The 21,910-nt window shown below is 40.8% G+C and carries 10 protein-coding genes and 8 pseudogenes; 7 read left to right on the plus strand and 11 right to left on the minus strand.

What is annotated here, in order from left to right:
* Window positions 1-29: 29 nt before the first annotated feature.
* The 5 genes and pseudogenes from exaC to C9E88_RS00580 all read right to left on the minus strand — a co-directional run bounded on the left by exaC (window position 30) and on the right by C9E88_RS00580 (window position 4,842).
* The gene (exaC, locus tag C9E88_RS00560) at window positions 30-1,541 is read right to left on the minus strand and encodes an acetaldehyde dehydrogenase ExaC (RefSeq protein ID WP_137287903.1); all 1,512 of its coding nucleotides are present in this window, start codon (window positions 1,539-1,541) and stop codon (window positions 30-32) included.
* A 332-nt stretch (window positions 1,542-1,873) separates the two neighbouring features.
* Window positions 1,874-2,839, minus strand: a complete 966-nt coding sequence (locus tag C9E88_RS00565) for an alpha/beta hydrolase (protein ID WP_106986767.1) — start codon at window positions 2,837-2,839, stop codon at window positions 1,874-1,876.
* A gap of 418 nt (window positions 2,840-3,257) precedes the next feature.
* A pseudogene (locus C9E88_RS00570) lies at window positions 3,258-3,380 on the minus strand (VF530 family DNA-binding protein); the annotation flags it as partial.
* A gap of 113 nt (window positions 3,381-3,493) precedes the next feature.
* Window positions 3,494-3,628: pseudogene (locus tag C9E88_RS00575) on the minus strand (IS3 family transposase); the annotation flags it as partial.
* A 120-nt stretch (window positions 3,629-3,748) separates the two neighbouring features.
* Window positions 3,749-4,842, minus strand: a pseudogene (locus C9E88_RS00580) (IS4-like element ISAba33 family transposase).
* 383 nt (window positions 4,843-5,225) lie between these two features.
* Between C9E88_RS00580 and C9E88_RS00585 the strand changes: the two are divergent.
* Window positions 5,226-6,845, plus strand: a complete 1,620-nt coding sequence (locus C9E88_RS00585; RefSeq protein ID WP_004883953.1) for an oleate hydratase — start codon at window positions 5,226-5,228, stop codon at window positions 6,843-6,845.
* Window positions 6,846-7,265: 420 nt separating this feature from the next.
* Here C9E88_RS00585 and C9E88_RS00590 read toward each other — a convergent pair.
* Window positions 7,266-7,920: pseudogene (locus C9E88_RS00590) on the minus strand (IS4-like element ISAba33 family transposase); the annotation flags it as partial.
* A gap of 381 nt (window positions 7,921-8,301) precedes the next feature.
* On the opposite strand from C9E88_RS00590, the pseudogene fruB reads away from it, so the two are divergent.
* The 4 genes and pseudogenes from fruB to C9E88_RS00605 all read left to right on the plus strand — a co-directional run.
* A pseudogene (gene fruB / locus C9E88_RS17955) lies at window positions 8,302-9,430 on the plus strand (fused PTS fructose transporter subunit IIA/HPr protein); the annotation flags it as partial.
* A gap of 86 nt (window positions 9,431-9,516) precedes the next feature.
* A pseudogene (ptsP, locus tag C9E88_RS17960) lies at window positions 9,517-11,166 on the plus strand (phosphoenolpyruvate--protein phosphotransferase); the annotation flags it as partial.
* A gap of 6 nt (window positions 11,167-11,172) precedes the next feature.
* The gene (pfkB, locus tag C9E88_RS00600) at window positions 11,173-12,105 is read left to right on the plus strand and encodes a 1-phosphofructokinase (protein ID WP_106986699.1); all 933 of its coding nucleotides are present in this window, start codon (window positions 11,173-11,175) and stop codon (window positions 12,103-12,105) included.
* 4 nt (window positions 12,106-12,109) lie between these two features.
* Complete coding sequence (locus C9E88_RS00605) at window positions 12,110-13,792, plus strand: fructose-specific PTS transporter subunit EIIC (RefSeq protein ID WP_106986698.1); 1,683 nt, start codon at window positions 12,110-12,112, stop codon at window positions 13,790-13,792.
* 29 nt (window positions 13,793-13,821) lie between these two features.
* Here the strand turns inward: C9E88_RS00605 and C9E88_RS00610 are convergent.
* Window positions 13,822-14,058: pseudogene (locus tag C9E88_RS00610) on the minus strand (hypothetical protein); the annotation flags it as partial.
* A 247-nt stretch (window positions 14,059-14,305) separates the two neighbouring features.
* On the opposite strand from C9E88_RS00610, the gene C9E88_RS00620 reads away from it, so the two are divergent.
* Window positions 14,306-17,653, plus strand: coding sequence for a DEAD/DEAH box helicase (locus tag C9E88_RS00620; RefSeq protein ID WP_106986696.1), 3,348 nt, complete (start codon window positions 14,306-14,308; stop codon window positions 17,651-17,653).
* A gap of 18 nt (window positions 17,654-17,671) precedes the next feature.
* On the opposite strand, the gene C9E88_RS00625 is transcribed toward C9E88_RS00620, so the two are convergent.
* From C9E88_RS00625 to C9E88_RS00640, 4 genes are all read right to left on the minus strand, one after another.
* Window positions 17,672-18,961 (minus strand): type II toxin-antitoxin system HipA family toxin, encoded by a 1,290-nt coding sequence (locus C9E88_RS00625; protein WP_106986695.1) that lies wholly within the window; start codon window positions 18,959-18,961, stop codon window positions 17,672-17,674.
* Window positions 18,958-19,266, minus strand: a complete 309-nt coding sequence (locus C9E88_RS00630; RefSeq protein WP_004282130.1) for a helix-turn-helix transcriptional regulator — start codon at window positions 19,264-19,266, stop codon at window positions 18,958-18,960. Before C9E88_RS00630 ends, C9E88_RS00625 begins: the two co-directional genes overlap by 4 nt.
* A gap of 526 nt (window positions 19,267-19,792) precedes the next feature.
* Window positions 19,793-21,052 (minus strand): type II toxin-antitoxin system HipA family toxin, encoded by a 1,260-nt coding sequence (locus C9E88_RS00635; protein ID WP_106986694.1) that lies wholly within the window; start codon window positions 21,050-21,052, stop codon window positions 19,793-19,795.
* A gap of 4 nt (window positions 21,053-21,056) precedes the next feature.
* Window positions 21,057-21,359, minus strand: a complete 303-nt coding sequence (locus C9E88_RS00640) for a helix-turn-helix transcriptional regulator (protein WP_106986693.1) — start codon at window positions 21,357-21,359, stop codon at window positions 21,057-21,059.
* A 292-nt stretch (window positions 21,360-21,651) separates the two neighbouring features.
* Between C9E88_RS00640 and C9E88_RS00645 the strand changes: the two are divergent.
* A pseudogene (locus tag C9E88_RS00645) lies at window positions 21,652-21,864 on the plus strand (glucose 1-dehydrogenase); the annotation flags it as partial.
* Between the last annotated feature and the right edge of the window lie 46 nt (window positions 21,865-21,910).

Raw genomic sequence — 21,910 nt, forward strand, 5'->3', positions numbered from 1 at the left:
TTTTAGGGTTTAACCATAGACTAACTCAATTAGAAGAAGCCCATAGGTTTAGTAGAATAGCTCACCAACAGGTTTTTGGTTTGTTGGTAATGGTCGAGCATCATTTTGTGGTTTTCACGGCCGATGCCTGATTTTTTGTAGCCACCGAAGGCCGCATGCGCAGGATAGATATGGTAGCAGTTGGTCCATACGCGACCGGCTTGAACCGCACGGCCTGCTCGGTATGAAGTATGTGCTGATCGTGACCATACGCCTGCGCCAAGGCCATAAATCGTGTCGTTGGCGATCTTGATGGCATCATCGAAATCTTTAAATGTGGTTACAGCAAGTACGGGCCCAAAAATTTCTTCTTGGAAAGTTTTCATGCTGTTGTTGCCTTTAAAGATGGTTGGTTCGATGTAGAAGCCTGTACCAACTTCTTGGCGTTCACCACCACCGGTCAGCACTTGCGCACCTTCTGCACGACCAGTTGCGATACAACCTAAGATTTTATCTTGTTGCTCTTGCGAAGCTTGAGCGCCAATCATGGTGTTAGTATCCAGTGGGTGGCCAGTCTTAATGCGCTTTACACGTTCAATGGCTTTTTCAAGGAATTTATCTGCAATGCTTTCATGGACTAAAGCACGTGAAGGACAGGTACAAATTTCACCTTGGTTGAGTGCAAACATGGCAAAGCCTTCCAGCGCTTTATCCAAAAAGTCATCGTCTTGATCCATCACATCTTCAAAGAAAATGTTTGGTGATTTTCCACCAAGTTCCAGTGTTACAGGAATAATATTTTCAGTGGCATACTGCATGATCATTTGGCCGACAGCCGTAGAACCCGTAAATGCAATTTTGGCAATACGTGGATTAGTTGCCAATGGACGGCCGACTTCTACGCCGTATCCGTTGACAATATTCAGTACGCCAGCAGGTAGGATGTCTTGGATTAATTCTGCCAAAACCAAAATGCTGGCTGGAGTTTGCTCAGCAGGTTTAAGCACAATGCAGTTACCCGCAGCCAAGGCAGGTGCAAGTTTCCAAGCCGCCATTAAGATAGGGAAGTTCCAAGGAATAATTTGCCCCACAACACCCAAAGGTTCATGGAAATGGTAAGCAATGGTGTCACCATCAATTTCCGAAATACCGCCTTCTTGTGCGCGGATGCAGCTAGCAAAGTAGCGGAAATGGTCAATGGTGAGTGGAATGTCTGCAGCCAGTGTTTCACGTACAGGTTTGCCGTTGTCCCATGTTTCTGCAACGGCCAATAATTCTAGATTTTCTTCTAAGCGATCTGCAATTTTCAGTAACAGATTAGAGCGAGTAGTCGGTGATGTATTGTTCCATTCGGCTTTGGCTGCGTGCGCAGCATCGAGCGCTAACTCAATATCTTCAGCCGATGAACGTGGAATTTTGGTAAATGCTTTGCCGTCAACTGGGGAGATGTTGTCAAAATATTCGCCTTTTACTGGTGCGACCCATTTGCCACCAATAAAGTTTTCATATTGTGATTTAAATTGAACTTTTGAGCCGTCTGTATTTGGATCTGCGTAACGCATATTGACTGTTCCTTTGCTTATTATGGTGTTCTTCAACGTCATACAAAGCCTATGCTTTGTTCTCAGGTACAACTGCGCGTTTTTAGTCGCTCTTTGAATATAAGAGTGGATGGTGGTGCTTTGAATGGCAAATTACATCTTTTAGACAATTTATTTAGGGTGTGGGTGCTTGGCTGTTAACTCAGTCACGATTTTGTTTTGTATGGGATATTTCGAAGCAATAAAGGAGATAAGGCACTCGCTTAGTTTAGTGTTGGACTAACATTTAGATGTGGCCTTAAAGATGTGTAGAAGGTGATCCCTTTAAGGCCTAGGCTGGTGAGATTGTAAAATTACAATCCTTTGTGGTTAAGCCAAGTAAATAATTGTTGGTATACCTGTTCGCGTACAGGCTTTTGCGATAGCACTAAGTCGTGAAGGCCATGATGAATACTTTGGATGGTGACATCGCCCTGAATTTTTTTCGCATATTTAGCAATATCTTTCACGCCTAAAATTACATCGCTGCTTTGTGCATCTTTACCCCATTTACGCGGATTTTTGGTTTGATTGGAATGCATGACTAAAATTGGAATATTTAACTGAACACCTTGATGGATTTCTTTTTGTGCTTCATGAATGGCGGTGATAAAGCTTAGGCGTACTTTGGGGTAGGTGGTCTTTTTCCAATCTAGGTTAAAGTCCCATTCACCTTTTAAGTCTTTGTGAAGACTGGGTGTGTACCACTTGTTGAGCTCACTTGGAAACTGTAAGTCTGGAAAAACTTTGCCTAGCCGACTCAGCTGAGGAACACCAAGCTTGCGTTTCAGTGGATTCATATTGAAGTCATAAAAAGGGCTGTTGACCCAAAGTGCTTTAATCAGTGGGTGATTAGGATTGTGACTTGCATATAGTGTTGTGGTTAAGCCACCAGTGGAGTGCCCACAGAGCAGTACTGCATCGTGGTCTTCTGCTCCAATGATATCAAGGGCTTGATTAATTTCTGCATCATATTCGGCAATCTTACGCACGTTATAGTATTTTTGATGTGGCAAAATTGAGCGTCCGTATTTTCTTAAATCGAGTGCATAAAAATCAAAACCGTGTTGGTTAAATTGCGCCGCCATTTCTGTTTGAAAAAAATAATCAATAAAGCCGTGAATATATAAAACAGCTTTAGAGGTGGTTGAAGTGGCTTTTTTGCGGATTAAGGTTGCTGTGACGGGGCCTTCAAAATCATCGGAAAATTTTAGGGTTGTTTGCTCATAGCCTGCGCCCAAGATGTCGGGCTGATAGGTGCATGCAGAAAGATCATTCATTGTTATTCTCAGCGTTTGATTTTTAATCTTATCCTTGATGAAGGCATTGGATTTGTCAACGACTGTCTGAGTGGTATTTTTTGTGTTTTGTATGGGCATAAAAAAACCCTCATCAAAGATGAGGGTTTTTTGAATTTGGAGCGGGAAAGGAGACTCGAACTCCCGACCCCAACCTTGGCAAGAGTCACCGACATAAAATACACTAAATTACATAATTGGTATGTTAATAAACTCTATATATAACAGTTATATAGAGTTTTAATTTTGTGTGACGTAATTTAAGGTGGGGTAGGGTACTTTGATTTTTGGTCACTAATTTATTGTGATAATCAACAATAATAACTAACATTCATATGCTTAATCTAAGAGTGTTTTACTGACTGGTATAATTTTATGATGAGAGGGGTGTTGCCTGAGGCTACGGTTTCTGTTTGGCCTTTTGGCGTAAGACGTACAAATATAAGCTTTCTACTTTTTCACGTGTCCATGGTGTGGTACGCAAGAATCGTAATGATGATTTAACACTTGGGTCTATGCAAAAACTGAACCGTACCGGGTTTGTCGGAGACTTTTTTATTTAAGTTAGGCCACCTGACCTAACGGGTTAATCTTATAATCGTACATTGCTTCAAGCTCAAAAGACGATACATAACTCAGCGCATCAAGCACCATATCTGTATTCTTACGTGTTGATACTTTCCAGCCAACAATTGCACATGAAAAAACATCAATAATAAATGTGGTTTAGACCCAATCTGAATGAGTTTTAATATATGTGAAGTCAGCGACCTGAGATACCGTCTTGGTAGTCAATCAGGTTTTGAGATTATTCGGCTAATAAATAATCTCTTTGATAGGCAGCCTGATGTTTTAAAACGCTATAACACAGATCTCTGTACACGACAAATTTCATAGGATCCTTGTCCTATCAGGCTTTTCTTTCTTAAAATTGCTAGCACTTTCTTAAATTCTTCTTTTTTTCCAAAACCAATCAAACGTAGAATAGCCATTTGAACATAGTCCAAACCGTAGCGAAATAAACTTACTGAAAGTCGTCCATGCTTCTTTATTTTTATCGCTTTTTTCCGATCATGTTGCCATTCACCTGTTAAATAGCACCAACAGAAACCGATAGCTAGCACTGCTATCAATTTCTTGACTCGTCTAGGGTGGGTCTGTTAAACGAGTATTTTCAAGATTGAATCCACGTCCTTTGAGACAACTAAATAACGTTTCGATTTCCCAGCGTAATGCATAATCACGAATAGCAGAAGCATTAAACATAGGAGAAACAACAAGTAAAAGTTCTCCATCTTCTAATCGTAGCGCACTAATATACAGTTTCACTCGACCAACCCAAATACGTCGTTTACGACATTCAGTTTGACCAACTTGAAGATGACGAAATAAATCACTAATTTTATGATTCTTGGCTAAGTGATTGGTCACAATAAAGTTTTTTTAACACGTATACAGAAGTTAATGTCATTTTCAATTAACCATGTAAACCATTTCTCACCGATAAATTCTCTGTCTGCAAACACATTCACAATACGATCTTTACCAAAAATGGAGATAAAGCGTTGAATCAAAGCAATACGCTCTTTTGTATCTGAATTTCCACGTTTATTGAGCAATGTCCAAACAATAGGTATCGCTATTCCACGATAGACGATGGCTAACATCAAGATATTAATATCTCGTTTTCCCCATTTCCAATTAGTTCTATCCAAAGTTAATTGGACTTTATCGAATGAAAATATATTGAAAATTAACTGAGAAATTTGACGATAATCGAAATACTGATCTGCAAAGAAGCGTTGTATACGTCGATAAAATGATTGTGGTAAGCACTTGATGGGTAAGGCTTTAGATGCAGAAGAAAGATTACATGTCTGTTTTACAATTAATGCAAGCATAATCAGTGTAAAACATTTTGCATGTGACTTGTTCCACTTTAGATATTTGTTTAAGATGAGATGTAACTCATTGAAATGTGTCATCATATTCGTCGTCAGAAAACAAGTATTATGCCATTATTTCAATGAGTTATCTTTTTTTGTCGTGTACAAAGATATTTTTTAATGATAAATAAAAAGCCTATTTTTAAAGAAATTTAGCATACGGCATAGTGAAAACAACAATAGAGCAATTACTCAACAATAAACATTAACATCAATTATTTAGATCATATTCAATTTTAATAAAAAGACAAATGTGTATTAAAAATAGCCATCATACGTCTATTTTTGATTACAAAATATAATGAGGGGATTGCTTCCCATTTCATACATTTTTCATATATAAAAAGACATACTATTTTTAAGGTTTTTCTAAACCAATTTTTTTACTTCATAATTTTTAACATCATAATTAAAGGTGAACCATGCAAAATAAGAAGCGCACCCCATTAGACGCGCAACAGTCCCATCTTTGGATTATTGGTGGTGGTATCGCAGGTATGGCTGCTGCTGCATTTGCAATCCGTGATGCCAAAGTCCCTGCCAAAAATATCCATATTTTAGAAGAACTCGATATTTCAGGTGGTTCGATGGATGGTGGACATACACCGCATGCCGCGCAAGCTTGGGTAACACGTGGTGGGCGAATGCTGACCGATGAAACTTATTTGTGCCTATGGGACTTATTTTCCAGTATTCCATCTTTGGAAAATCCAGACATTTCGGTGCGTGAAGAATGTCGTGAGTTTAATGAAAAAGTGAAAACCCACGCCAATGCACGGTTGATTGATGCCGAACATGTCATTGCGGATGCAGCAAAGCTTGGTCTGAATACGCTACATCGTGCACAGATGCTGCGCCTATTAGCTTCAAAAGAAGAAAAAATTGGCAGTCGCCGCATTGATGAGTTTTTTGATGAAACCTTTTTTGAAACCAATTTCTGGCGCATGTGGCGCACGACTTTCGCTTTTCAAAAATGGCACAGTGCAGCAGAGTTAAGACGCTATTTCTTGCGTTTTATTCAAGAATTGCCACGCATTCATACCTTAGCGGGTGTGAAACGTACCAAGTACAACCAATATGACTCGATGATTCTGCCCCTACAGCGTTGGTTAGTCGCACAAGGCGTCGATGTGCGTTTTGGACACTATGTCACAGATGCAGACTTCATTACCAATGCTGAAACTCAAGAACGCTACGCTTCACGCCTATATGTACAATTGCCTGAAGGCTCAGAGCAAATTAATCTGAAAGCCAATGATTTAGCTATTTTCACTTTAGGCTCTATTACAGCAGACTCACGTTATGGCGGTAATCATGACGTGCCTGCCCTTATTCGTCATCGAGAAGATCATGGCTGGACGCTTTGGGAAACGCTGGCACAAAAAGCCCCAGACTTTGGCCGTCCAATGACTTTTTATGGCAATGTCGATGAACATAAGTGGGAGTCTTTCACTCTGACCATGAAAGATGACGTGCTACTTAAACGTATTATTGACTATACAGGCAATGAACCAGGCACAGGCGCACTCATGACTTGGTATGAGTCGGGTTGGCATTTATCCATCGTGGTTCCTGCACAGCCACACTTTGCCGACTTACCTGAAGGTTTATATACCTTATGGGGCTACGGTTTCCAAATTGACCATATAGGCGATTACATCAAAAAACCAATGTCCGAAGCCACGGGGCAAGAAATCCTAACAGAACTGATTAAACAGCTCGGTTTTGACGACATTTTAGATCATGTTTTGGCAACGACTGATGTTACTACCGCCATGATGCCATACGCCTCTGCCCTATTCGCCTGCCGTAAACCGGGGGATCGTCCACAGGTAATTCCACAAGGCTCACAAAACTTTGCTTTCCTTGGACAGTTTGTGGAAATTGAAGATGACGTGGTCTTTACTGTGGAATATTCAGTTCGTGGGGCGATGCTTGCCATTTATGAATTTTTTGGGGTGGAACGTGAAATCCCTGAAATTTACAACGGTCTACTTGATCCTAAAGTGGGTTTAAAAGCTTTAGAAACAGTGTTCCACTAAGTTTTTAATATATAGCGATAAGAGCACCTTTATGTCGCCACTATTACATAGTTTAATTTAAGCAACGTTTGGATACACGAGTGTGGCAGGGATGCCACACGTTATCCATCATAATAGGGATGTTATGTATGGGTAACAAAGGCTTTTGCTTTCTTTTGGCTTATCAAAAGTAAGGGTATTGCCTACACAAACACCTTTTATACTTTATTGAAAGTTGAGGCCGTGTACGCACCTAATTTTAAATTGGATAAAAAGAAAAATTAGATAAAACTTTATACCTCATTCGTAAATAAATTGACTAATCAACATAGGAAAAACATCTCCACGTTTTAAATAATACTCCGAAACTGACTAAGTGCTTTTCTATCTTTTTCTCATGATTTTAGATTTCATAAAAATTACCTCTGTACACGACAAATTTCATAGGGTCCTTGTCCTATCAGGCTTTTTCTTTCTTAAAATTGCTAGCACTTTCTTAAATTCTTCTTTTTTTCCAAAACCAATCAAACGTAGAATAGCCATTTGAACATAGTCCAAACCGTAGCGAAATAAACTTACTGAAAGTCGTCCATGCTTCTTTATTTTTATCGCTTTTTTCCGATCATGTTGCCATTCACCTGTTAAATAGCACCAACAGAAACCGATAGCTAGCACTGCTATCAATTTCTTGACTCGTCTAGGGTCTGTTAAACGAGTATTTTCAAGATTGAATCCACGTCCTTTGAGACAACTAAATAACGTTTCGATTTCCCAGCGTAATGCATAATCACGAATAGCAGAAGCATTAAACATAGGAGAAACAACAAGTAAAAGCTCTCCATCTTCTAATCGTAGCGCACTAATATACAGTTTCACTCGACCAACCCAAATACGTCGTTTACGACATTCAGTTTGACCAACTTGAAGATGACGAAATAAATCACTAATTTTATGATTCTTGGCTAAGTGATTGGTCACAATAAAGTTTTTTAACACGTATACAGAAGTTAATGTCATTTTCAATTAACCATGTAAACCATTTCTCACCGATAAATTCTCTGTCTGCAAACACATTCACAATACGATCTTTACCAAAATTTGCATGTGACTTGTTCCACTTTAGATATTTGTTTAAGATGAGATGTAACTCATTGAACTGTGTCATCATATTCGTCGTCAGAAAACAAGTATTATGCCATTATTTCAATGAGTTATCTTTTTTTGTCGTGTACAAAGAACACAGATATATAAGCTTGCGCATTGCAGCACCTAAAGCACACATTTTATTCTTACCCTAGCTTAATAATCGCAACACTGAACTCTGAAGAATCTCGTCGTTTCTTAATTACGTTGTAATGATGATCATGAAGATAAAATCAAAAAATACAGATTTTTGTGTAAATCCTGAGTAGAATTCGACTTATTTTTTCTGCAGTAAAAAGCATCTTCTCACTATGCTGCTTTGCAAGGACGTTTTATGCTCGCGCTAGATATACAACATGTTCGAATGAAACAACACGCCACTGATAAGGCACAAGCGTTGCAATGTCTAGTCGATATCTTGGTCGAAGACCAATTGGTTACACCTGATTATATTCATGGGTTGACCGTGCGCGAACAACAAAGTGCAACGTATTTAGGGCAAGGAATTGCCATTCCGCATGGGACGCCTCAGTCTCGCCAATATATTTTAAAAACTGGGATTCGTCTGGCGCACTTTCCTGAAGGAGTTGTTTGGGACGGTGAAAATAAAATTTATTTAGCAGTAGTGATTGCTGCGAAATCAGATGAGCATTTGCAAGTCTTACAAATTTTGACGCGGGCTTTAATTAATGATGTCGCTGATCAAGTGAAACATGCTCAATCCGCAGAGCAAATTATTGCATTATTACAAGCCCAACCTGCATCTTTGGCATTGCATGAAAATTTAATCGCCACTCAAGTTCCCGCACTTGATGTAGAAGATTTAATTTGGCAGGCAACACAGCTGCTGAAACAGCAAAAAATGGTGGAGTGTGGTTTTCTGTCGGGTTTAAACCTAAACAGCATGATTCATTTAGGGGAGGGGGTCTGGTCGATCACTTCTAACCAGCATGTTTTGAGCCCAGCTGTAAGTTTGGTAAAAGCGGAACAGGTTTTAAGCCATCAGCAGGAAATGCTCAAGACTTTGGTGTGTATTGCCAGTAATGAGCAACTGGATATGCAACGGTTTCAACGGTTAATGGATATTTTGTTTGATACTGAACAAGTTCATACCCTCAACCAAGAGCAAGATAGTCACCAATTGGCGCAGTTAATTGGTGCTGAACTAATTCCTGATTGGCCATCTCGTCGTATTGTCTTAGCTAATGCTCATGGTCTACATGCGCGTCCCGCGACACACTTGGTCAATATGACCAAGAAATTTGCAGGGGATATTCTCGTTGCTGTAGATGAGGGGGCTTACGTTTCGGCAAAAAGTTTAACCAAATTATTAGCTATGGGATGCCGTCGTGGTCAAACTCTGACTTTTATTGCACAACCTGATACCGATGCTGTAGCAAGCTTAGAACAGATTATTGATGCAGTTCAGCAGGGCTTAGGAGAAGAGGTTGAAGCTGTTGACCTTGCATCTCATCAGCATAGCAGTAGTGACCCAGTCGTAAATACTTTGGAATTAATGCCTTTTGAATCACATGGCGATACGGGTAGCTGCGGTATTGCGGCATCAACTGGCCTTGCTTTTGGTCCTGCTCATGTGGTGAAGCCACGCGAATTTAGTTATGAACGTCGCGGACAGAGTTTTAAAGCTGAGAATGAAAAGCTCGAAATTGCGCTTCATCAGGTGAAAAATAGCTTACGTCAATTCATTGCACATACTGAATCTACTGCCATTAAGCAGATCTTCATGGCACATTTGGAAATGCTGGATGATCCAGACCTCCTCCAAAGTGTACAACGCGGTTTAAAACAGGGGTTGTCTGCTGCTGCAGCTTGGCATGATCATATTGAAGTGGCTGCTACCGCACAGGCTGCACTTAGCGATCGTTTACTGGCAGAGCGTGCGGCTGATTTAAGGGATATTGGTGAGCGTGTTTTGGCTGCTTTGTGCGGTGTGGCCGATGTCACAGAACCCGAGCAACCTTATATCTTAATTATGCATGATGTTGGTCCAAGTGATGTCGCGCGTCTGAATAAAGATCGTGTTGCAGGCATTTTGACCGCGGTTGGTGGAGCGAGTGCCCATAGTGCTATTGTGGCACGTGCTCTGGCTATTCCAGCAGTCGTAGGTGCGGGTGTAGCTGTTTTAAATATTGAGAGCCATGCCACAGTACTAATTAATGGGGATACTGGTGAGTATGTGGTCTCACCCGAGCAAAGTCAGATTGATCATGCCATTGCAGAGCGCCAACGCCAGCGTGAGTTGCGAGGACAAGCGGAACAGCATTGTTTAGAACCTGCCATCACACTGGATCAACATCAAGTTGAAATCGCAGCCAATATTGGCAAAGTGGGCGCTACCATACAGGCTGTGGCCGATGGGGCAGAAGCAATTGGTTTGCTACGCACAGAATTGGTCTTTATGTCACACAGCAGTGCGCCTGATGAGGCTACACAGGAAGCCGATTATCGGGTGGTGTTAGATGCTTTGGCAGGTCGTCCATTGGTGGTACGTACACTTGATGTGGGCGGAGACAAACCTTTGCCGTATTTGCCTATTGAAAAGGAAGAAAATCCATTCTTGGGCTTACGTGGTATTCGTCTGACTTTACGTAAGCCAGAGTTGTTACGTCAGCAATTGGTTGCTTTACTTAAAGCAGCGGATAATCGCCCATTAAGAATTATGTTTCCGATGATTGGGCGGGTTGAAGAATGGCGAGCAGCAAAAGCAATTTTGGATGAGGTTCGCATACAGCATCCATGTGAAAACTTACAAGTCGGTATTATGATTGAGGTTCCTGCGGCAGCATTGTTGGCTCCAATTCTTGCTCAAGAAGTTGATTTTTTTAGTATTGGAACCAACGATTTGACTCAATATACTCTGGCGATTGACCGTGGTCATCCACTGTTGTCTGCTGAAGCTGATGGCTTACATCCGAGTATTTTGCTATTGATTGATCAAACGGTTCGGGCAGCACATCAGCATGGTAAATGGGTGGGCATTTGTGGTGAATTGGCTGCTAATCCAAAAGCTGTGCCTGTATTGATAGGCTTGGGCGTGGATGAGTTGAGTATGTCGAGTACCAGTATTCCATTGGTGAAGGCGCAAATTCGTGGTTTGAACTATATAAATTGCCAACAGGTCGCACAGCAAGCCTTAACTTGTGACAGTGCGTCTGCCGTACGTGCATTGGTGGAGTAATTACGAATGGCTAAGATATTAAGTATTACTCTGAATCCTGCAATTGACCTCACCGTGCAGTTGGATCAACTAAAAGTTGGCGAGGTCAATCGTCAGTTAACGGCCCAAAGCCATGCAGCAGGTAAAGGCTTAAACGTGGCACAGGTCCTTAAGGATTTGGGACATGAACTGATTGTGAGTGGCTTTTTGGGGCAAGAAAACCGTCAAATTTTTGACCATCATATCCAGCAAGAGCAATTTGATAACCAATTTATTTATGTTGCAGGTGAAACACGGCAAAACATTAAGGTTGCAGAAGCTTCTGGTCAGATGACTGACATCAATGGCAAGGGCTTTTTTGTAGATACCTCAGCAAAACAACAACTACGTGAACGCCTATCTCAACTGATTTTAGAGGTTGATGTGATTGTGATTGCAGGTAGTTTGCCACAAGGTTTTTCTGCAGAAGAGCTTTCGATACTGATTCTATGGTTACAGTCTGCGGGTAAAAAAGTCGCAGTAGATACCAGTGGTGTTGCGTTGAAAGCAGCAATTGCTGCCCATCCTTGGTTGATTAAGCCTAATACAGATGAGTTGACGGAAACCTACCATTTGCCAGCAGAAACGTTTGCAGAACAGCAGCATCTTTTTGCCAGTTTAAATAGTCAGATCGAACATATTGTGGTCTCGATGGGTGAAAACGGAGTGAACTGGTTTCACCGCACGCACCCCCTGCATGCTACTGCACCGAAGGTCACCGTCCAAAGTACGGTGGGTGCGGGAGATTCCTTGTTGGCAGGTATGATTCATGGCTTGTTGAGTTCAACTTCCCCAGAAGAAACATTGAAAACAGCAACCGCAATTGCGAGCAATGCTGTGACCCAAATTGGGTTTGCCCTTCCAGACTTTGCTGTTATTGAAGATTTGAAAGCGCAAATCTCAGTCCAATCATTGAGTTAATACGATGCAAGAGATAAAACATATTTTATTTGTGCCACATAGTCCCGAGCAGCCGATTAATGCAGTGATTTTGGCCAAAAAATTGTCCAAAGCAGCAACAGCACTTGGTATTTCCAATGATGTGGCGACATCAGTTGAGCATCTTGATTTATCAAATGTGATTGATACTGTTGTTTTTGTTGGACAGAAGTCGGCAGATGCGGATCAACTGCGTGACAAGGTTGTGAAAGTCATTGGTTTGAATAATGCACAACACGATGCGATCATGCTTTTGCAACAAGTTTTTGAGCATTCAGATGCTTTAGATGAAACTATTGCAGCCAATGCAGGGGTTACACGGTTTGTCGCCATTACAGCATGTCCAACTGGTGTTGCGCATACGTTTATGGCGGCCGAAGCCTTACAACAAGGTGCAGTAAAGCACGGTTATCAGATTGATGTTGAAACCCAAGGATCGGTTGGGGCTAAAAATATTTTATCGGCAGAAAGTATTGCCAAAGCAGATGTGGTGATCTTAGCAACGGATATTGAGGTCAATACAGATCGCTTTGTAGGCAAACGTGTATATCGCTGCAGTACAGGATTTGCCCTTAAGCAAACGGATAAGACTTTTGCAAATGCAATTGCTGAGGCCAAAGTGCTTGAAACGGGTAAGCAAACAGCCACTAAGACAGAAAATGAAAACAAAGAAAAAACTGGAATTTATAAACACCTTTTAACAGGGGTGTCTTTCATGCTGCCGATGGTGGTGGCGGGCGGTTTGATCATTGCCATCTCGTTTATGTTTGGCCTCAATCCTGTTGAAGGAAGCTTTGCCGCATCCTTAAAGCAAATAGGTGCTGCAGCATTTACTCTTATGGTACCTATGCTGGCAGGTTACATTGCTTATTCTATTGCGGATCGCCCGGGTTTAACTCCAGGTTTGATTGGCGGTTTACTTGCCACACAATTAGAGGCAGGCTTTCTCGGTGGATTAGTTGCAGGTTTTATTGCAGGTTATATTGCGTTATTTTTATCGAAGCAGCTTAAACTCCCAAGTAGCCTAGAAGCATTAAAACCAATATTGATTATTCCACTATTGGCCAGTTTAGCTGTTGGTTTAATCATGATTTATGTGGTTGGACAGCCTGTTGCACAATTGTTTGAATTACTCACACACTTCCTTGCCAATATGGGGACGACCAATGCCATGATCATGGGGATTATCCTTGGGAGTATGATGTGTATTGATGTTGGGGGGCCAATAAATAAAGCGGCTTATGCCTTTACGGTGGGCTTACTTACGTCACAAACATACGGACCGATGGCGATTACCATGGCTGCGGGTATGGTACCGCCATTGGGTATGGCAATTGCAACTTTTCTGGCAAAGCATAAATTTGCCAAACCTGAGCAAGATGCAGGGAAGGCTGCTGTAGTTCTGGGCCTATGTTTCATTTCGGAAGGGGCTATTCCGTTTGCTGCCAAAGACCCGATTCGAGTGCTTCCATGCGCGATCGCAGGTGGTGCTGTAACTGGGGCTTTGGTTGCATTATTTAAATGTGAACTAGTCACTCCTCATGGCGGTGTAATGGTACTGATCATTCCGAATGCGATGAATTATCCATTAAAATATTTATTGGCGATTGCGATTGGAAGTGTGGTGACTGGTGTAGCTTATGCCGTAATAAAACAACGGTTAGAATAAGCCCTTCATAGAAGCTTTGTGAAAGCTATTTAGTGCAATAAATGAATATTATGCTCAATCCTATTTTGGATCAGTTGGAGAGTCTCTGCTTGAATTTGTCCAGGTAATAGGTCATGAGCGATATTGCTGAATCAGATTGTAACCTTACAAATCGAGCCAATAATTTCATCAACTTCTTGGACACAAAGTTCCGCTTCCTGAGTACCAAGTTTCACAAGAGCTTGTCGAGGAATATTCAGTGCCTCACCCATGATATCCATTTGATGTGGAGGAAAGTTCTAAACCTTTACTGATCGCTTCTGCACTGTATTCAAAGGCGATTAATGGCCGACCTGTGATTGCGGTTGAGGAGACCAATGTACCCCAAAGCCAATATTCACCCCATCCATTGTAGTAAACATTAAGTTTTTGAGCATGGATTTATTTCCTTTTGATACGTTGGCGAGCAGTACTGTTCTGAAATGACAGCTTTGTCCGTTATAATTGTATAAACATTTTTGGTTTCTGGTAATTATGTCCTCATTGATCAATTTTCTATCTCGCTTTAGTACTGCAACTCTTCAGCGCAGTCTGAGCTATGCTAAACACATTGATAGGGAAACGATTGAGTTCTTTGAGGAAAAAGACGGGGTTACGATGTATGCCCAAATTGAAGGAACAGATTATTACGATACCGCAATTACCTATAATCCCCAAAAAGACCGTTTAATCGATGACGACTGCACTTGTCCGGTTGGATATAACTGTAAACATGCTGCTGCTTTAGCGCGGTTATTCTTTCAGGAATATCGCCAGGAATTTCAGCAGCGTTATGCTGACTCTCAATCCCCGCAGGGAATCACAAAACGCCAACGGGGGGATGATCAGGCGCAGCGCTGGTTGAATGATTTTAAACGGTATTTACAACAGACTGAACCAGAGCAATCTGTCAAAACAAACAATTATTTAATTTACCTGCTAGATCAGTCTGTCAGCTTAAAGAAATTGACAGTTGATGTTCAGAAGGCCAGACGCAATAAAAACGGCTCAATTGCGGGGGAAAGTTATTATACCCAATATGAAAATATCACCAGAAAGCATCTGACTTTACCTGAACAAAAACGACAATTATTTAACCAGATTTATTATTATGCCAAAATAAACAGTGACGAACGCTTTTATCAAAGCAATCTTGATATCTCCAGAATTTTATTGGAGCATTTCAAATCTTTTATTCAAAGTGGCGATGTGTACTGGCAAAAAAAGAGCCATACTGCACTTCAATGGTCAGAACAAGGCTATCACATCGAACTGATCTGGCAACAAGGTGTAAACAAACAGACAGAGCATTTAAATATTGAATTGGTCAATGGTGATATTCGACTCGATTTAAAATCAAATCCACATATCCAAATTCTCGCTAGCCAGCCACCGTGTTATGTGGATATTCAACAGAACACGGTGGGCCAGTTATATGGTGAATATACGGCAAATCTTCTGTACCATTTTTTACAGATGCCTGATCTTCCATCTATGCTCTTGCCAGAGTTTGAGAAACTGACTCATCAATATTCAGACGTGAAAAATCTGCCTCAGCCCGAGTCTATTCAGCATATTGATGTCCTTGAGGGTAGTCCCCAGCCAATTTTACGCTTCGGTGTTTTAGATAAATTTGATTGGAAATGGGAAGAGTCTGTTTGTGCTGAAATTGAATTCTCCTATACAGGCGGAAGAATAAAAGCAGGTACATCAGGTGACAGTTTTATTGGTGAGCAGCATGACAAAATGGTACGACAGCTTCGGGACTTAGTTCAGGAACAACAGTCAATCCAGCGTTTACAGCTATTGGTCGAATCACTGAAGTGGGTGAAAGATCTTAGTTATGACCATCAATTAAAACTGGATAAACAACGTCTAGATTCTATGGTTTTTGCTTTCTATGGAGACTGGATCAAACAGCTGATGCCCATCAATCAAATTGAGTTGATGGACTGGCAGATAGAGCATCTGGAAAACAGCCCCTTTAATCTGCAATATGTTGAAAATTTAAATATTTCTATCACTGAATCTGAAGGTCAGCAGGACTGGTTCAATATCGGGGCGACGGTTCAAGACAGTGCAGGCAATTCTTATAATTTGCTTGATGCACTCGTAGCTTTGGTGCGAGTAAATCCTGATTTACTTGATCCACGGACTTTTATTCATCTGCATGACAGTCAAATTTTCACAGTGAAAACTGCAGTTGATCAACCTGATTTGGCTCTATCCGCTAGGGATATTAAGCCGGTATTGTTGCATCTGCAGAGCATTTTACAGCAAGAAGAGCGCAGTATTGATCGCTATGATGCGAGTCAATTATTAGAATTGCAGCATAATCTTGAGATGACATGGCAGGTCAGTGATCGCCTGCAACAATTTGTACAGAAATTCAAACAAGGCTATCAGCAACAACTGCCGACACCACAAGGTTTTCAGGGGGAGCTGCGTCCATACCAGCAGCAGGGCTTAGGTTGGTTACAGTTTTTAAGGGAAACCCAACATGGCGGGATTCTGGCAGATGATATGGGCTTGGGGAAAACAGCACAAACTTTAGCCCATTTACTCATGGAAAAGCAGGCTGGATATTTGCAGGACAGTCCCGCCTTAATTGTTGCACCCACATCGTTGATGCATAACTGGTTCAAAGAAGCGGAGAAATTTACCCCTCAGCTGAAGGTATTGCTGCTACAGGGGCCCGACCGCCATCAGTATTTTGAGCAGATTCCGCACTATGATATTGTGTTAACCACCTATCCGCTTCTAGCGAGAGATGAAGAACAATTAAAGCAATATGAATATCATCAACTCATTTTGGATGAGGCGCAGAATATCAAAAATCCGCGTGCCAAAGCTGCACAGGTAGTACGGCAATTAACAGCACGACATCGTTTGTGTCTAACAGGTACCCCGATGGAAAATCATTTGGGTGAACTGTGGGCACTATTTTATTTTCTAATGCCAGGATTTTTATATTCACAAGAAATCTTTAATAAAAAGTACCGCTATCCTATTGAAAAACGCGGTGATCAGCAGTTAAGGCAAAAGTTGGTAAACCGCATTAAACCCTTTATTTTACGTCGCTTGAAAACTGACGTTGCCAAGGAATTGCCTGAAAAAACCACGATTGAAGTCAATATTGACATGAATGAGCAGCAATCCAAGCTATACGAGGCTGTTCGCGCCACGATGCAGGCAAATATTCAGAAAATTGTGGCAGAAAAAGGCTTTAAGCGTAGTCAAATCCAAATTTTAGATGCCTTGCTGAAGCTGCGTCAGGTCTGTTGTCATCCTAGCTTGCTGAAACTGGATTCAGTTAAAACCGGGCAGGCGTATTCTGCCAAACTTGAACAGTTGATGGATATGGTTGTTCCAATGGTGGAAGAGGGACGAAAAATTCTTATTTTCTCTCAGTTTACCTCAATGTTGGAACTGATTGAACAACAGCTCTATCACGCAAAAATTGGCTATGTGAAGCTGACTGGAAAGACCAAAAAGCGAGATGAAGTCATTACAGCATTTCAGTCTGGACAAGTGCCGGTATTTTTAATCAGTCTGAAAGCAGGAGGGGTTGGTCTGAATCTAACTGCCGCAGATACGGTCATTCACTATGATCCATGGTGGAACCCTGCTGCTGAAGATCAAGCTTCAGATCGTGCATGGCGGATTGGACAGGACAAGCCGGTATTTGTGTATAAGCTGATTACCAATAAAAGCATAGAAGAAAAAATTATTGCCTTGCAGCAGAATAAAGCAGAACTGGCACAGTCTATTCTAAGCACAGATCATGAGGGAGAAGCGAAACTGACGGAAAATGATGTGATGAAATTGTTTGAGAAATTTTAGCTTGGTTACAGGTTTCCTCTAATCATCTGTAAGTATCTGAAAGTCTGGATGCAATTTTTTCCAATGTTCTCTTAATTTTTCTTTATGAACAGAAATCATAGGTAAGTCTAGTAATAGCGCTGGCCATACTGACCGTGCTTTGTCCATAATGGCGTGAAGTTGTTTTTCAATAACACGCCATGGAACACCGACTTTTTCAGCCCATTGTTCAAAGTGTTTCATCTCAGCTAAATACCAATCTTTATTTTTGGCAAGATTCAATGCGAAATGAAGCTCATTTTCAATATATACACTAGTCATCAATATATCGTATGCGGGAGATAATCTTGGTGTTCTTTTGTCCTGATAAATCATACTCCAGTTTTTTAAGTGTGCATCTCCATTGGCGAGCAAAATGTTGACAAGTAAGCGGCTGGCAAATTGCTGAATATCAAGAATTTTGTTATCTGAAAATTGATAAATGATCTTTCCTATCTGCTCATAATTTGTGGTGCTGTATTTCTGCTGTGGATATGCACCGAAGATCTGAGCAAAGTCTTCGATGTGAATAAGCTCTGTAGTATCAGCAGTACTCTGTCTATCAAATCTTTTGATTGCAAAAGCATATTGCTCTTGGGGTAAATTTAATGGTGGAAGGTTTTGTAAGAGTGCCATATCCACCAAGCGAATCTCAGGGACATCTATTCCGACCATTTTGGCAAGGCTCATCATAGAATATTCATTTAGCGGAACAAAAGCATGTCTGGAAGAAGGAGTTTTGATAATCCAGTCCCCGAGTAGAGACGATTCCGTTGCCTGGACTAGTGTAAAACGCCCATCTTTGGCTTTCATGGAAAACTTCATTTGGACGCCGGCCAAGGAAAACTTATTATCTGTTCGAATCTCTTGCTTTAAGATCTGATCTGGATTAGAGATCTGCAGTTTGAATTTTATTTCATCTGGAATTTCTTCTGGATCTAATGGAGTCGCAATGAGTGCTCCAGGTAAATCATGACCTAAAGTTGCCAATAACTGAAATTCATTGTCTATATGTACTTTGAGGCTTTGTGCAATCAGTTCGCGTAATGCACCTTCTGGTAGCAAGTTTGATAGCAAGGGATGTAAACGCTGATGTGTAACATAGGTCTTTTCTAAAATCTTATCCACTTGAGGATACAAGGGGGAAGTCAACAGGCTCAAGGTCGGGCGTTGCTGATCAGAGCGGAAAGAATCTGTAAAAACCAGAATATTTTTTCCGCTCTGAAATCCTGCCAAGTATCCAACGATACCGTGATGTAATGTTAATTTCAGGACGGCAACAGTATTCATGGTTCCTCTCCTCCGAGAAGACCCTTCCATGGGTTAGTCATTAAGTCATCCTGATCTTCAATAGTGACTTTAATTTCATCATTCAATAATTGTCTGATCAAATGAACCTTATCATCAGGGATGAGCATCAGTTGAGCATTTAATCCTGCCGCTATAATTTCTAAGGTCTCTAATCGAGGGTTGCCCTGACTTTCCAGTTTTTGGTACTGCTGTCTTGAAATGCCTGTACGGGATTGCATATCAACTTGCTTTAAGCCCAATTGGGTTCGTCTTTTTTTGATTTGCTGAAGTAAAGACTTATTCATTGTAGATACATTTATTGCTTTTAGGTTCTGTAAGAAACATATTAGTTTCTTTTTTTTTGAAAAGCAATTTATGACTTTATCATTTCGATCTATAAAAGCCTTAGCTACGTAGTGATCTGAAATCACTCTGAAAATACAGTTAAAATACGCGGTTCAATTTACCTTAATCTCCTTACGTAATTGGCAGCCAGATCTGAACTGTTGGCAACTCTCTGGCAAAATTTCCTGGCAGCCCTGCATTTAACTGCCTAGCGCAATCTGATAATACCCCAACCTTGGCAAGGTCACCGAGATTTATACCATTAAATTATGTTAATTGTAAGTATATGATTTAATTGAATGTAATTGGTTTTTAGTGGGGCGAAATTTTTAGCAATTTAGATCATTTAAGGGTATTTTGGTCACTTCATATTGGAAATTTTTGTCCATAAAAGTCACCTATGTTTTAATACTGATTTTCATAAGAAAGAACAACAGTATATGATTTAATATAATGATTATTAATCCTCATGAAAATGTTTTATATTCAATTCAATAAATGAATATTATGCTCAATCCTATTTTGGATCATTTGGAGAGTCTCTGCTTGAATTTGTCCAGGTAATAGATCATGAGCGATATTGCTGAATCGGATTGCAACCTTACAAATCGAGCCAATAATTTCATCGACTTCTTGAGCAGAAAGTTCCGCTTCCTGAGTACCAAGTTTTACAAGAGCTTGTCGAGGAATATCCAGTGCCTCACCCATGATATCCATTTGATGATATCCACCTGGCCCTTCACAGAAAGTAACATCATAGGCAGGGGCGAGTTTCCATTGCCCATTTTGGGACATTAGAAATGAAAAGTTTTTGCAATGATCATCTCGATTATTGAAGACTACATTGAAAACAGCTCGCTTGAATGCAATTGCTTTTTCGCGAACATCATTGGTGCAAAAGTGTGCAGCGCGAAGAAAGTTACTGTAGTCTAAACTCCCTGGTGATTTAAAATCAGCTCCGGTAAAGGCAGCTAAACTTTGCATAGGGATACGCATGCCATCGTGGCGGTCAAATCTTTTTGATGCAAATGCAGTTAATCCATTCGGAAGACTAAAATATTGGGTGTCAGGGGTATCAATATCACAATGACGCAAACATTCTGCATAAACAGCTTCAATTGCACAAACTTCAGGATGCTCTTGCTGAGCGGGAAATTTGATCAGCCAGGCTTCATGTTGATGTGAGCTAACTGTTGAGAATTCGTTGGTGACAGGATCACGATAGACGAGTGCTTTTGGCCTTGCACCTTGTGGTGATCCACCCATAACTAATAAATGCTGTAAAAATTCAGCACCTTCTCCTTTGAGAACTTCCTGGACTTCTTGGGCGAGTTTAAGCAGTGGAATATTTTCAGTTAATGCTAACTCAGGTGCTGAAGGTTCAAAGGATAATGCCCCCATCGCATGTGTATTAATATACGTGAGTCTTTCTAATGGCCCAATCCGTGCTGGATTGAGTCCATTTTTTTTAAATAAGCGATCCATAAGGAGCATGCCCCAACCATCGGGTAGGGCATCATATATAGGACCTGGCAATCCCATTTGATGTGCAGGAAAGTTCGTTCTTAATGGGTCACCTTTTAACGGAAGTAGGTAAGAGGAAAGTTCTAAACCTTTACTGATCGCTTCTGCACTGTATTCAAAGGCGATTAATGGTCGACCTGTGATTGCGGTTGAGGAGACCAGTGTACCCCAAAGCCAATATTCACCCCATCCATTGTAGTAAACATTAAGTTTTTTGAGCATGGATTTATTTCCTTTTGATACGTTGGCGAGCCGTATTACTCTCATAGCGGAGAATGTCATCTACACTGTTTAAATGAGGTTTAAAGAGTTCCTCTAATTCTTTTAATCGACCCAGTACCATGGCAACGCGTACTAAATTTTCAAATGAAACATTTCGACCAGCTTCCAAATTAGATACTGTATTTACACCAATACCAGCACGTGTAGCGACGTCTGCCTGAGTCATTTCCAGATAAAGTCGTTCTTTACGAAGCCTTTCACATAATAAAGTAACAACTTCTTCAGGTTTTTTGAATTTTAAATCCATAATATTGGGTCTTATATCTATATATGTGTATTAAACCACAAAATAATGGAGTTATAAAATAAATCGACTTAGTCGGTAAGGAGGGTACTTTATTGGCCTGATTAGATCCTATTAGAGGACCTGGGTAATACGATGATCTCGAACGTCTTGCAGAACTGCAAGCCGTTGAATTTCTTTGTCAGACATAGTGATCAGCGTCTATATTTATATCCAGTCCATGGTGATAAAAACCATCATAAACTAGACATTTTTATTGGTGAGAATATAGACACTTTAAATGGGTTCTAACAGCCCTCGTAATATTCATGTGGCGCATGTGGTGGTCGATGGTGCGATTGATACCGACTTTATTAAAGATACTTTTCCCGATTTGTACGCAAAAAAAGAGCAAGATGGCATTTTAAATCCAGTACATATTGCAGAGAATTATTGGCATCTTTCGCAGCAACCACGAGATGCATGGACACATGAATTAGACCTCAGACCCTGGATGGAGCGCTGGTAAGGATATAAAAAGAATTGAATGGACACATAAAATGACGAGGACTTTG

It is taken from the genome of Acinetobacter cumulans (assembly GCF_003024525.3).
GTDB lineage: Bacteria > Pseudomonadota > Gammaproteobacteria > Pseudomonadales > Moraxellaceae > Acinetobacter > Acinetobacter cumulans.